At 67.9% G+C, this 12062-nt stretch carries 14 protein-coding genes and 1 pseudogene; 3 read left to right on the top strand and 12 right to left on the bottom strand.

Annotated features, from left to right (window positions below):
• Positions 1–14: 14 nt before the first annotated feature.
• The 9 genes from BN4346_RS30205 to BN4346_RS30165 all read right to left on the bottom strand — a co-directional run bounded on the left by BN4346_RS30205 (position 15) and on the right by BN4346_RS30165 (position 5443).
• Complete coding sequence (locus tag BN4346_RS30205; RefSeq protein WP_067970074.1) at positions 15–446, bottom strand: type II toxin-antitoxin system VapC family toxin; 432 nt, start codon at positions 444–446, stop codon at positions 15–17.
• The gene (locus BN4346_RS30200) at positions 443–670 is read right to left on the bottom strand and encodes a CopG family transcriptional regulator (protein WP_067970071.1); all 228 of its coding nucleotides are present in this window, start codon (positions 668–670) and stop codon (positions 443–445) included. The genes BN4346_RS30205 and BN4346_RS30200 overlap by 4 nt, the downstream gene beginning before the upstream one ends.
• Positions 671–694: 24 nt before the next feature.
• Positions 695–1729 carry a hypothetical protein gene (locus tag BN4346_RS30195; protein ID WP_096867481.1) on the bottom strand — a complete coding sequence of 345 codons (1035 nt, stop codon included), beginning with the start codon at positions 1727–1729 and terminating at the stop codon, positions 695–697.
• 1 nt (position 1730) lies between these two features.
• Positions 1731–2033 (bottom strand): type VII secretion target, encoded by a 303-nt coding sequence (locus BN4346_RS30190; protein ID WP_067970068.1) that lies wholly within the window; start codon positions 2031–2033, stop codon positions 1731–1733.
• 61 nt (positions 2034–2094) lie between these two features.
• Positions 2095–3426 (bottom strand): phosphoglucosamine mutase, encoded by a 1332-nt coding sequence (glmM, locus tag BN4346_RS30185; RefSeq protein WP_067970065.1) that lies wholly within the window; start codon positions 3424–3426, stop codon positions 2095–2097.
• A 146-nt stretch (positions 3427–3572) separates the two neighbouring features.
• A complete protein-coding gene (gene rpsI, locus BN4346_RS30180) occupies positions 3573–4094 on the bottom strand; it encodes a 30S ribosomal protein S9 (protein ID WP_067970062.1) in 522 nt (173 codons plus the stop codon).
• A complete protein-coding gene (gene rplM, locus BN4346_RS30175) occupies positions 4091–4534 on the bottom strand; it encodes a 50S ribosomal protein L13 (RefSeq protein WP_067970058.1) in 444 nt (147 codons plus the stop codon). Before rplM ends, rpsI begins: the two co-directional genes overlap by 4 nt.
• A 273-nt stretch (positions 4535–4807) precedes the next feature.
• Positions 4808–5104 carry a WXG100 family type VII secretion target gene (locus BN4346_RS30170; protein ID WP_067970055.1) on the bottom strand — a complete coding sequence of 99 codons (297 nt, stop codon included), beginning with the start codon at positions 5102–5104 and terminating at the stop codon, positions 4808–4810.
• Positions 5105–5116: 12 nt separating this feature from the next.
• The gene (locus BN4346_RS30165) at positions 5117–5443 is read right to left on the bottom strand and encodes a WXG100 family type VII secretion target (RefSeq protein ID WP_067970053.1); all 327 of its coding nucleotides are present in this window, start codon (positions 5441–5443) and stop codon (positions 5117–5119) included.
• Positions 5444–5684: 241 nt separating this feature from the next.
• On the opposite strand from BN4346_RS30165, the gene BN4346_RS30160 reads away from it, so the two are divergent.
• Together BN4346_RS30160 and BN4346_RS49685 are read left to right on the top strand one after the other, a co-directional pair.
• Positions 5685–7127 carry a PE-PPE domain-containing protein gene (locus tag BN4346_RS30160; RefSeq protein ID WP_067970050.1) on the top strand — a complete coding sequence of 481 codons (1443 nt, stop codon included), beginning with the start codon at positions 5685–5687 and terminating at the stop codon, positions 7125–7127.
• A gap of 95 nt (positions 7128–7222) precedes the next feature.
• Positions 7223–7585, top strand: coding sequence for a hypothetical protein (locus BN4346_RS49685; RefSeq protein WP_078058507.1), 363 nt, complete (start codon positions 7223–7225; stop codon positions 7583–7585).
• A 978-nt stretch (positions 7586–8563) separates the two neighbouring features.
• On the opposite strand, the pseudogene BN4346_RS49680 reads toward BN4346_RS49685, so the two are convergent.
• Positions 8564–8752 (bottom strand): annotated as a pseudogene (locus tag BN4346_RS49680) (PGRS repeat-containing protein); the annotation flags it as partial.
• 356 nt (positions 8753–9108) lie between these two features.
• Positions 9109–10221, bottom strand: a complete 1113-nt coding sequence (gene gjpA, locus BN4346_RS30140; RefSeq protein WP_067970043.1) for an outer membrane porin GjpA — start codon at positions 10219–10221, stop codon at positions 9109–9111.
• A gap of 247 nt (positions 10222–10468) precedes the next feature.
• Here gjpA and BN4346_RS30135 point away from each other — a divergent pair, with 247 nt between their 5' ends.
• Positions 10469–11329: a helix-turn-helix transcriptional regulator gene (locus BN4346_RS30135; RefSeq protein WP_067970039.1), complete on the top strand. Its 861-nt coding sequence runs from the start codon at positions 10469–10471 to the stop codon at positions 11327–11329.
• A gap of 10 nt (positions 11330–11339) precedes the next feature.
• On the opposite strand, the gene BN4346_RS30130 is transcribed toward BN4346_RS30135, so the two are convergent.
• The coding region (locus BN4346_RS30130) for a type VII secretion-associated protein (RefSeq protein WP_235653566.1) at positions 11340–12062 on the bottom strand (723 nt) is incomplete at its 5' end.

Below are 12062 nucleotides of genomic sequence, written 5' to 3'. Positions count from 1 at the left end.
CGACGCGCCAGGACCTAGCCGGCAGCCAACGGGTTGATCCAGCGCAGGCCGGGAAATCGCTGAAAATCGGAGTCGGCAGAGGCTAGTTCGACGCCGTGCTCAATCGCGAGGGCGGCAAGCTGCGCATCCGGTACGAGGTTGCCAGTCACATCGACCTGCGTGCAGAGCTTGGCGTACGCCTTTGCCGTCGATTCCGTGGCGGGCGGGATCCAGACCACCGGGACCGCCAACCAGTCCGAGACGTAGCTCCACGCTTCGGGCCCGGTCAATGGGTCGACGGTCACCCTGGGGTGCGTGACGATCCGCATGAACGCGCCAATGGTCTGCCACGGCAAACCAATCCTGTTGGCGCCGTTCAACGTTTCTTCCAGCCACGCCGCGGCGGCCGGATTATGTTTGCTATCGGCGTCGACGGCGTACAGCAGGAGATTCGCGTCGAGGATCATCGGTCGCCATCGAGTAGGTCGAGAACTTCGGCCACGTTGGTGACATCGACCTTCAGCCCGATCTGCGCGGTGCGATGTCGGTACCGGGACCCGGGCGCGGCGGCCTGGGCGGCGATGCCGCGGCGAGCAAGCAGGTTCAGCGCCTCGCTGATACCCAGACCCTGCCGTCGAAGTCGTTCGATCTCGGCAACGACGTCACTGTCGATCACCACCGTTGTCCTCACGTTCTCTATCGTACGCTTTCCGCATCATGACGCGGTAGAACCCGCATCGTGATGCTTGCCCCTCGGATCACTCCCCCACCTGCGGCAACTGCTCGGCGGCGGCTTCACAGGGGGTCTTCGGCGGGACATCGACGGTCGTCGCGGCGGCTTCGTCGGCCTGCCCGGCCTGTTCGCTTTGTTGGGTATCTTCGGCGTCCGCGGCTTCCTCCGCTGCCGGCCCCGGAGCAATCTCTTCGGACGGTTCGGCCTGCTCGGGTCCCTCGGCTGAGTCTGCGGCCTCCGCCGCCGGTTCGGAATCGGCGGGATCGTCGGATTCTGCCCCGGCGTCACCGCTGCCGGCTGGGCCGCCCAGTCGGGCTGGACCACCGGTCCAAGGTCGCCCGGAATCGCGAACACCACACCCGCCCCAGGCTCGGCCGCCGCGACCGCGGCGCCGTAGGCCGCAGCAATCCCGTCCTGTGCTGACCGGAGGGCTGCCACCCACTCGCCGCGAACATCGTTGTCCACATAGGGCATCACCTGCGTCTCCACCACCTCGGCGGCATGCTCATCGTCGGCGCCGGAGTTCACCGCGTGGGCTGCCGCCAGCCAGGACGACCGGTGCGCGCTCACCCGCTCGTCGACGGCCAACACCACGGCGACCTTGGCGTCGACCAACCGCCACAGCTCATCGCGCAGCGCAGCACAGCCGCTGGCCGCGGCGCGCAGCCGGGCCGTCAGCTGCGCGGCGGCGTCGCAGTGCAGGCGCAGGAATTCCGCGGCGACGTCGGCGCCCGGTCCGCGCCAGGCATCGTCCAACTCAACCAGTTGCAGTCGTTGCGTACGCAGTGCGTCGTCGGCGGCGTCGGCCAGTGCGTTCAGCGCGGCACAGTCGGTATCGAGCGAGTGCAGGTCCAGGCCGGCTTCACTGTCGTAGCGGTCGGCGAGCTGACCGTCGTAACCGGTGAGCTCTGAATGCCGGTATCCCCGTCGATGGCAGGCCGACACGTAGCCCTGAGTGTGCGTGACCGCCTCACGCCCCTCGGCCAGCCGCCCGGACACGTCGTATCGCTGCGCCATGTCAGCCGACCCGCCCGGCGGCAGTGGCCTCGGCCTGCCCGTAGCGCACCAGCCCGACCCGCAGCGCCGTGGCGATCTCGGTGTTGGCCCGCGACCAGCGCATCAGCTCGGGCAACCAGGCCTGCAAACCACGGCGCAGCGCCTCGCCAGCACCGACATGCTCGCGCCCGGCAGTACCGCCGTCGAATGTCAACCCGCCCAACCGGATACGGGAAGCTGTATCAATGGTCGCCGCGGTCGCATCGAAGTGAGCCGCCACCGAATGCAGCGCGGAGGCGTCGAGGTAGAGCTGTTGTCGTCCCATACGGGTATGACGCCGACAGCGCTGGACGGGTTCCCCTCGGTTCCTCGCTAAACCGAGGGGCTCAGCGCCGGGTGCGTACCGCGTCGGCGACGTCGGCCGCGATCCGGCGCGCCGTGTCCTCGTCGGAGGCTTCCACCATCACCCGAACGAGCTGCTCGGTTCCCGACGGGCGCAACAGGATTCGTCCAGTATCACCGAGCTCTTCGGTGGCACGCTGCACCGCGTCACGCACTGCCGGGCGGCCCACCGCCTCGGCCTTGTCAGTGACCTCCACATTGATCAGCACCTGCGGCAAGGTGCGCATCGCCGAAGCCAGGCCGGCCAGCGGAGTGCGGGTCTGCGCCATGCGGCCCATCAGCCGCAGGCCGGTCATGATGCCGTCACCGGTGGTGGCCACCTGGGGCAGCACGATGTGGCCGGACTGCTCACCACCGAGGGTGAATCCGCCGGCCCGCAGCTGCTCGAGAACGTAGCGGTCGCCGACGTCGGTGGTGTGTACGGTGACCCCGGCCTCGCGCATCGCCAAATGTAGCCCGAGATTGCTCATCACGGTCGCCACCAACGTGTCATCGGCAAGTTCTCCGGCGTCACGCATGGCCAGGGCCAGCACGACCATGATGGCGTCACCGTCGATCACGTTGCCGGCCGCGTCGACCGCCAGGCAGCGGTCGGCGTCACCGTCGTGCGCCAGGCCCAGGTCGGCGCCGTGGGCGAGCACCGCGGCACGCAACGGTTCCAGGTGCGTCGAGCCGCACCCCTCGTTGATGTTGAGCCCGTCGGGATCGGCATTGATCGTGATCACGGTGGCGCCGGCGGCCCGGTAGGCCCGCGGCGCCGCGTCCGATGCCGCGCCGTGAGCGCAGTCCACCACCACGGTCAGGCCGTCCAGCCGGCTGGGATTGGATTCGCGCAGGTGCCGCAGGTAGCAGTCCAGCGCATCCTTGGCGTCCACCACCCGGCCTAGCTCGGCGCCGATCGGGCGCAAGCCCGGTCCGGCGGCCACCAGGTCTTCGATCTGGTCCTCGGTGGCGTCGTCGAGTTTGTGTCCGCCCGGGCCGAAGAATTTAATGCCGTTGTCGGGCATCGGGTTGTGCGAGGCGGAGATCATCACGCCGAAGTCGGCTTCATATGCGCTGGTCAGGTAGGCCACTGCCGGCGTCGGCAGCACACCGGCGCGCAACGCGTCGACGCCCTGACTGGTCAGCCCGGCGACGACCGCGGCCTCCAGCATCTCGCCACTGGCCCGCGGGTCGCGGCCGACGACGGCCACCCGGCGCCCGGTGCCGGGACAGAGCCGCTGCGCCGCCGCGCCGCCCAGCGCGACCGCCAGCTCAGCGGTCAGCTCACGGTTGGCAACCCCGCGGACGCCGTCGGTGCCGAAAAGTCGACCCATAACTATCCTTTATCGCCGCGAGCGTGCGTGTCCCCGGCCCGACACGCCGGTATCGGACCGGAAACACGCACCCTCAAAAACAAGCCGGGGGCACCTTCCGCGTGCGGAAGGCACCCCCAAACTTGCTGCCAGAGTGCAATCGCAGATCAGCGCTTGCTGTACTGCGGAGCCTTGCGGGCCTTCTTGAGACCGTACTTCTTGCGCTCGGTGGCCCGGGGGTCACGAGTCAGGAAGCCGGCCTTCTTCAGCGCCGGGCGGTCTTCGGGCTGGACGATGATCAGCGCGCGGGCCAGCGCCAGCCGCAGCGCACCGGCCTGGCCGGAGGGGCCGCCGCCGTCGAGGTGGGCGTAGACGTCGAAGCTGTCCACCCGGTCCACGGTGACCAGCGGAGCCTTGATCAGCTGCTGGTGCACCTTGTTCGGGAAGTAGGCCTCCAGGGTGCGTCCGTCCAGGTTGAACTTGCCGGTGCCGGGCACCAGGCGCACCCGCACCACGGCCTCCTTGCGGCGGCCGACGGTCTGGATGGGACGACCCAGGTCGTGCGGCTCGTAAGCCGGCGCAACCTCAGCGTGCACCTCTACGGTCTCTTCAACCACGGTGACCTCGGTGGCCTCGGTGGCCTCGTCGACCTCGGGGGCCTCAGTACCTTCAATTGCCGTCTCGGTCATTGCGCCACCTGCTTGATTTCGAACGGGATCGGCTGCTGGGCGGCGTGCGGATGCACCGGCCCGGCGTAGACGTGCAGCTTGCGCTGGATCTGACGCCCCAGCTTGGTGTGCGGGATCATCCCGAGGATCGCCTTCTCCACGACGCGGTCGGGACGGGTCTCCATCAGCTCACCGATGCTGCGCTTACGCAGCCCGCCCGGGTAGCCCGAGTGGCGGTACGCCATCTTCTTCTGCAGTTTGTCGCCGCTGATCGCGACCTTGTCGGCGTTGATGATGATGACGAAGTCACCGCCGTCAACATTCGGCGTGAATGTCGGCTTGTGCTTGCCGCGCAGCAGGGTTGCTGCCGCAACGGCGAGCCGGCCGAGCACCACGTCGCTGGCGTCGATGACGTACCACGACCGTGTGGTGTCACCCGCCTTCGGCGTATAGGTGGGCACAGCGCTTACCTCTTCTTTTACTCGAGCCGGGTCTTCCCGGTTCTTGCGGATCCCGGTGCGAACCGGGTGCCGGTCTGGCGTGTACGGCGGGGTGGTTCTCGGCGACCGACAGTGACCCGAGGACCCGCTGTGCCAGGAGGCACCGCACGCCAACGGTGCAGCTTACCGGCGGTGATCCGGGCGGGTCAAAACGCCTTCACCCCGGCTTGAGCCGGTGTGGCCCCGTCGGCTCTCCATCCTTGGGGGCCACACCGTGTTCGGGGGCGGCCTCTCCTACCTCCCCCAAGCTCCCGCGGCGCGACGATCGGCGTCGGCGACGTCCGCTGCGCCGTCACGCACGGCCCTGCCCAAGTCGAACAGGATCTGGTTCAGCGCATTGACGGCATGCTGCCATCGCAGCTGCTCAGCGTGGTAGGCGCCGGCCGCCTCCCGGGTCCACACCTGCTGCAAGGGTGCGATCTGCGACCGCAGCTCCTCCAGTGCCCCGTTGAGCCGGGCGGCCGTGGAGTGAATCTCCTGACGGACGGCGTACTCGATCTCGTCGAAGTTGTACGACAGTGCGGAGTCCATATCCGGCCCCGCTCAGATTCCGTCGCCAGCGGCGGCGATGTGGTGGGAGTGAGCCTGCGCGACCTCGCGCAGCGCACGCTCGTTGTGGCGGATGGTCTCGGCGATGCCCGCCAGCGCGTGGTGCAGCTTCAAGGATTCGCAGTTCCAGCGGTCCAGGACGTCCTGGAAGCGGGCGGCTGCCAGACCCGACCACACCGAGGGCGGCACCGCTCGCATCTGGCCGACGAACGCCTGCAGCATCGCGCGGATCTCCTCGTTGCGGGTGTCGGTGGCCGCCGCGACGGCGAGCATGACGTCGAAGTCGGCGCTCAGTGTGGTGGTGCCTGCGGGTGTGGTCACATCGTCTCCTGCCGTCGGCGGTCGCGATCAAGTCGCGCTGATATGTAGTTCGACTGCGCTCGGCGGCTTTCGGTTCCATCGGCTGTGGCGACCTCCGGGCGTAGGCCACCAGGCCGACGCGTCGATCTGCACATTCCCATTCCATGGCCACCGCCTTGATGACATAAATGCAGAAACGAGGACCGCAATTGCTTGAGCTGACTGCTGCACGCGGGCCCGTCGACCGCATCTAGGAGGGGAAATGCAGCACGCTCTGCACGCCTATCGCACCGCTGGACTGGCCATCATCGGCTCCGGCGCGCTGATCGTTCCGCCGGTGCAACCAGCGGCAGCACAAGCGCAGGTGCTGCTGGCCGGCGCTGAATCCGCACTCGGCGACGGCACCGCGCTGATCATGGGCGCCAGCTTCATCGCAACCCCCAGCCAGGGCTGGTTGGACGCCTTCGACACGCTTTACCTGCAGCCGCACGGCTTCACCGGTCATACGCAACCGATCACCACCCCGGAGTCGCTGTACCCGTTCACCGGTCCGTTCAGCATGACCTTCGACAACTCGACAGCCCAGGGCATGCAGATCATCGAGGAAGCGATCAAACAGCGGATCGCGGCCGGCGGCGTCAGCCCCGACAACCCGGTCGTCGTGAGCGGTTACTCGCAGAGCGCCACCATCGACTCGCTGCTGATGGCGCGACTGCAGCAGGACGGCATCGATCCCGCGAACCTGCACTTCGTGCTGCTGGGCAACCCGAACAACCCCAACGGCGGCTTGCTGGACCGCTTCGCGATCCCGTCCGGCTATAACCTCGACGTCGCGCACTTGGGGCTGACGTTCTCCGACGCCGCCCCCTCGGATGTCTCCCCGACCGATGTCTACACCTACGAATACGACGGCTTCGCCGACTGCCCGCAGTACCCGATCAATTTGCTGTCCGACCTCAACGCGTACCTGGGCATCCTCTTCAACCACGTTGCCTACCTGGGGCTGACGCCGGAGCAGATCAGCAACGCCGTCGCGCTGCCGACCTTGGATCCCGACAGCCTGACCAACTACTACATGATCGAGTCCGCGAGCCTGCCACTGTTGGACCCCGTACGGCTGCTGCCGGTGTTCGGCAACCCGCTGGCCGACCTACTGCAGCCGGCCCTGTCGGTACTGGTGAACCTGGGCTACGGCAGCATCGACCACGGCTGGTCGCCGGGATACGCCGACGTGCCCACCCCGATGGGATTTCTGCCCGACCAGAGCGTTCTCGATCAGGTGCCCGAGGCACTGTGGAACGGTGTGCTGCAAGGCTTTCAGGACGCCTACCGCGACCTGATCGATCCAACCAACTACCAGCTGATCTCACCGCGGACGATGACAGATGTGCTGGGACCGCTGCTGAACTCGGCGATCGCAGCGTTCAATCTCAACGGGTCGCTGGCGGACATCGCGGGTTACCTGGGGACCTTCCTCGCTGGCGCCGCCAACTGGTACATCGAGGGCGTTCAGGAGCTGTCGCTCACCCACACCGGCCTGCCGTCCATCGACATGAGCAGCACCCTGCTGTCCACGCTGCCCCAGTTCGCTTGGAACCTGTTCGAAACCCAGATGGCTGCCGGCAACCCGCTCGACGCTATCGGCGAACCGCTCGCGGTGCTGGTGGGACTCGCCCCGCTCATGCTGGTGGGAGGGATTATCTAGGCCCAACGTGGCTGAGGAGCTGACCTCGGCGCGTTATCCACAGGCCGGCCGGTGATCCGGACGGCAGCGACCCGGTCCATCGGTAGGCTGCCGGCATGGAACCGGGGAACCTGGAGGCACGCGTCGCGGCACTGGAAACCCAGGTGCGAGACCTTGATGGCCGGGTGCGTGGCAGCGAGCGCGACGCTGCCGCCGCGCGCGTCCTCGCCGGCGCCGCTGATCGGGACGTGAGCGAGATCCGCGGCGAGATGCGGGACTTCCGGCGGGCCACGATCGCAAGCTTCAACGCCCTCCGTGCGGACATGAACGACCGCTTCGAGGACATGAACGCCCGCTTCGAGCAGGTCAACGGTGGATTCATGGAGATGCGCGGAAGATTCGACGCAACCGCGGCCGGTCAACAGCACATCGTCGAACTCATCCAGGGCCTGATCGGCGAGCAGGGCGGCAACTCCTAGGCCCTGCGGTAGCCGAGAACAAACGACACGGTCGCCGGGCCCCTTAAGGGACCCGGCGACCGTGTCGACGGCGTACCTGCTAGCCGGGGTTGCCCGGTTTGCCGTCGGTGCCGTTGGGGCCGACGGGGTCGCCGGCGCCACCGGCGCCGCCTGCCCCGCCGGGACCAGCGCCACCCGCGGCGCCCGCCGCGCCCGCGGCGCGCCGCGCCCGCCGATGCCGTCGGCGTTCTCAGTGTCGGTGCCGTTGCCCAGCCCGTATCCACCGGAGCCGGCCCACGCGCCGGCGTCGCCGCCGTTGATACCGGAGCCACCGTCACCACTGTTACCGCCGTCGCCGCCGGTGTACCCGGTACCGCCACCGCCGCCGGCGCCGCCGGCCCCGCCGTTGCCGAGGTATTTGCCGCTGGCGTCCTTGAATCCGTTGCCGCCGGCGCCGCCGGCACCGCCCTGGCCGCCGTCACCGCGCTGCCCGGACGCCCCGTAGAGCGGGGAGCCGTAGAAGTTGGAGCCGCGGGCACCACCCGCGCCACCGTCGCCACCGTGGGCTCCGCCGGCGCTGCCACCGCTGGCGCCGTTGACGTGCTCGGCCGTGCCGGCCGCGGCGGCCCCGCCGTTACCGGCCGCGCCACCCTCGCCGCCGGCCCCGCCGTTGCCGAACAGGTAGCCCGACACCCCGCCGTTGCCGCCGTTGCCGCCGAAGCCGGCGGTCCCACCGGCACCTTCATTCGGGCCGTCGAACCGGCCGGCGGCTCCGTCGGCGCCCTTGCCGCCGGCGCCACCGGCGCCGCCGTTGCCGAGCAGCCAGGCCATCGCGGCGCCGCCATCGCCACCGTTGCCGCCGACGGCACCGCCGCCGCTGACGGCGTAGACCACGGTGGTGTCGCCGCCGGCACCGCCGTCACCACCGTGGCCCATCCAGACGCCACCGATACCGCCGTTGCCGCCATTGGCACCTGCACCGCCGTCACCGCCGGCGCCGCCGTTACCGAAGCCGATCGCGTTGCCGCCGTTGCCGCCGGCCACTCCGGCCACGTCGCTGGTCCAGCCCGCACCGCCGTCACCGAACCACAGGCCGCCATGGCCGCCGTCGGGGTTCTCGGCTGTGCCGTCGAAGCCGTCACCGATCAAGTACTGCCCCGAAATGGTGTTGATCGTGCCGTTAACCATTTCGCCAAGCGGGTTGTTGATCCAGAACTCGGTCAGCATGTGCAGCGGCGTGTAGAAGAGCTGGTCTAACAGCGTGGCCATGTTGAAGTCGCCCATCAGACCCGACAGGTCGAAAGCATCGGCCGCGCCGGGGATGTCGACGTCGGCGGCCGGGGCCAGCCAATCGAAACTGAACAGATCTTCGAAGTCGGCCTGAGCTTGCGGCGCCGGCGCCAACGGCGTCATGCCGAAGGCCAAAAACGCCGCGACGGCACTGCCCGTGCCGATCATCCGGTTGCGGTAACTCATGTGCGAATGCCTCTCGTGGAAAAGTCGGGTGGGATAAACGAATTCGTTGGAAACGATGCCCGGCGGGGTTACAGACCCAGCAGGTCGGCGAACCAGTCGCCAGCCGCCGCAGAACCCGCGCCGCCGTCATCGAGGTCGGGGACGTGCGGCAGATCGATACCGGCCAGCGGCGGAGTCACCGGCACCGCGCCCTTGCCGTTCCAACCAGAGCCCAGCAGGGCGCCGATGGTCTGCCCCCAGGCCTGCATCGCCGCGAACGGGCCGATCGCATTGCTCCCGATCTCCAGCGATCCGAGCAATGGAATGCCGTTGAGCGTCAACCCGACGCTGTTGAGGATCGAGCCACCCACCGCGGGCGTCTCGGCCACTACCGCGCCGCCCGCACCCAACACCTGATACGGGTCGATGGCGACATGGCCGGCGCTGAGCCACCCACCGAACGCGATGTCGAGGTGGCCAATCGAGGCACCAGCCGGCAGGAAGTCACCGGCGACGTCGTTGATCATCGGCAGCAGACTGTCCAGATTGAGGGTGGCGCCATTGAGGGACGCACCAAAGACATTCGCCAGCGTGTCGCCGAAGTTGTCGCCGTCCGTGATGCTGTTGAGCAGCGCGACACCGGGTGCGATCCACGGGCCCAGCGAACCCATGATCAGCCCACTCAGCGGCGAGGACAGGAAGTGGATGATCGGGATCATCTCGGCCGGGAACATCCCGCCGGCGATCGCCGCCAACGGCCCCGCGAACAGGTCATACCAGCCAAACGTGAAGGTGGAGGAGTCGCCGGCGGCCAGGGTGTGGCTCATGACGATTTCGAGCGTCTCTTGGCTGGCGCCGGACAACGTGTATCCGGTCAGCAGCCCGTCGAGGTTGTGCCGAATCTGCTCGGTCACGTGGGTCAGGTTGGTCGGGTCGTCGAGAAGCTGCTGGGCATAGTCGATCTGGTTGGCGACGAACTGCTGGAACGCAATCTCCGGCGCCAGGTAGTAGTTGTTGAGCATCTGGGTCAGGTTCTGCGACGCGGTGTTGAACACCTCGTCCCAGGCACTGGAAGCGGCGAGGGCCACGTCGCGCACCGAGTGGAGTTCGGACTGCGGGGCTACCACCGGGGTCGCCGCGATCAGGCCGGCCCCAGCAATGGCGACACCGGCTGTCGCGTAGGGGCGAATTGTTGCGCGCAAGGGATATCTCCTCATGGTTGTGGCGACTGCCGGGGGTGGGTTTGGCGTTAGCTGGCGTGCGGCGGGACAGGCGAGGCTTACCACGGAGATCTCTCAGGTGAACACAGGGGTCCGCTCGCACCCGTCTCCAGGTCGGGCGCGAATCCGAAGAAATGGCAGCGCTTCTCGCTCGGCACGCCTTAAAGCTAACTTTCATTTTTCTGTGAAGTTAGGACGTTCTTTCGCAGGTTTGGACTATCGTCGGCGGATGCTTCCTACGGCCCGATTGGTGCGTCAGCGCGCCGGGGTGAAGGTTTACGAGTATCCGATCGATCCACATCTGCCACCGGTGGTGGTGGCCCGGGTCGGAAAGGAAAGGCTGTCCCAGCATGGTCAGATCCACAACTTCCCGGCCATCTGGTGCGACCGGGCGACCGGGGTGGTTTACGTGGTCGCGGTGGGCGCCACGGTCGGTCCAGAGGCGGTGGAATGCGCCGACGACGGCATCGCGGTGTTCTTCGACCCGACTGCGGTCGGCGACGACGGGACATCGCCGTGGCTCTCCTGGCGATCGCATCCCCTGCTCTGCCTGTTCCTGCATGAGCACGAAGACGGTCTGCTGCGTATAGAGCTGCCAGTCACTGATCGTCAGGCGTTCTTCTGCGTCGTCGATTCGATGAAATACGAACTCGCGCAACGACAGGACGGAGACCGCGAAGCGGTGTCGGCCCTGCTTACCCTGCTGCTGGTCAAGCTGAGCCGACTCGCCGCGGACACCATCGGTGGTCTGCGCCAAGAAGATGAACCACTGTTGGCTGAGGTGTTCGCTACCATCGATCGACGCTTCACCGAACCGCTCTCGCTACGCGAAGTCGCACGTGAGGTGTCGGTATCGGCGGGGCATCTGACCACCGTTGTGCGCCGGCGCACCGGCCGCACGGTGGTGGAGTGGATCACCCAACGCCGCATGGGTGAAGCCCGCCGCCTGCTGACCGATACCCGGCTGTCGATCACCGAAATCGGGCAGCGGGTCGGACTACCGGATGCGGCCTATTTCACCCGGCAGTTTCGCCAGACACACGGTATTTCACCCAGCCAGTGGCGCAAATCCCCTACCGCCTCCCAGTGACGTCACACCCTCAGCTGACGGCATGGGCGGAGCGCACCGCCTGCTCGCACACCGCTCGCAGCGTGTCCTCGCCACCCGGGCCGCTCTGACACCCGATGCCGATCCGCACGGCGCGGTCGACCAAGACCGCCCAGTCGATGTGATGGCCATCGCGAATCTCTTGATACGTCACGGCGGGCCGTCCCGCGCTGGTGCCGGCCGGGTCGAAACCGACGAATACTCCGGGCGTCTCGGCGTCAGCGCGTTGCAGGCCCCGCTGCAACGGCTCTGCGATGGCGGCCAGGGTATCGCCAACTGCCGGCGCTTGGGTCAGGTGCAGCATCAGCTGCGGGTCACTGGGCGAGACCACCTCCACCCGGGCCGACCCCGGCCCGTCAGTCACCCGTCGCGTCGACCAACCCGTCGGAACCTGCACCGCGACATGGCTTTCCACTAGGTAAGTCACCGGAGTCTCGATGTCCTTCCGCGCATCGTGACGCGCCAGCAGGGCCAGCGCCACCACACCGCCGACCAGGACGGCCGGGGCCCGCCGCAGCCCACGACCGGCCGGTTCGGCCACCGGCGGATCGACGGCCCGGCGGATCGGCGGAGGCGCGCGATTGGCGCGCGCGAGCCGCACGCCGGCTTCGGCAATGGAGAAATCCGCGTTGGCTGCCGCCAGCGCGAGTGTGCCGGTCGTGTTGACCGGTGCCAACGGCCCATAGACGTTCACACCGGGAAGGCGATCGAGCAG

It is taken from the genome of Mycolicibacter icosiumassiliensis, assembly GCF_900078685.2.
Classification (GTDB): domain Bacteria; phylum Actinomycetota; class Actinomycetes; order Mycobacteriales; family Mycobacteriaceae; genus Mycobacterium; species Mycobacterium icosiumassiliensis.
The sequence above is the reverse complement of the archived record's forward strand: the minus strand, read 5'-3'. Positions and strand labels throughout refer to the sequence as shown.

Coding starts and splice junctions, on each gene's coding strand:
- BN4346_RS30205 (WP_067970074.1), bottom strand. CDS start 446: ATGATCCTCGACGCGAATCTCCTGCTGTACGCCGTCGACGCCGATAGC.
- BN4346_RS30195 (WP_096867481.1), bottom strand. CDS start 1,729: ATGGCGCAGCGATACGACGTGTCCGGGCGGCTGGCCGAGGGGCGTGAG.
- BN4346_RS30190 (WP_067970068.1), bottom strand. CDS start 2,033: ATGGGACGACAACAGCTCTACCTCGACGCCTCCGCGCTGCATTCGGTG.
- glmM (WP_067970065.1), bottom strand. CDS start 3,426: ATGGGTCGACTTTTCGGCACCGACGGCGTCCGCGGGGTTGCCAACCGT.
- rpsI (WP_067970062.1), bottom strand. CDS start 4,094: ATGACCGAGACGGCAATTGAAGGTACTGAGGCCCCCGAGGTCGACGAG.
- BN4346_RS30170 (WP_067970055.1), bottom strand. CDS start 5,104: ATGGACTCCGCACTGTCGTACAACTTCGACGAGATCGAGTACGCCGTC.
- BN4346_RS30160 (WP_067970050.1), top strand. CDS start 5,685: ATGCAGCACGCTCTGCACGCCTATCGCACCGCTGGACTGGCCATCATC.
- BN4346_RS49685 (WP_078058507.1), top strand. CDS start 7,223: ATGGAACCGGGGAACCTGGAGGCACGCGTCGCGGCACTGGAAACCCAG.
- BN4346_RS30135 (WP_067970039.1), top strand. CDS start 10,469: ATGCTTCCTACGGCCCGATTGGTGCGTCAGCGCGCCGGGGTGAAGGTT.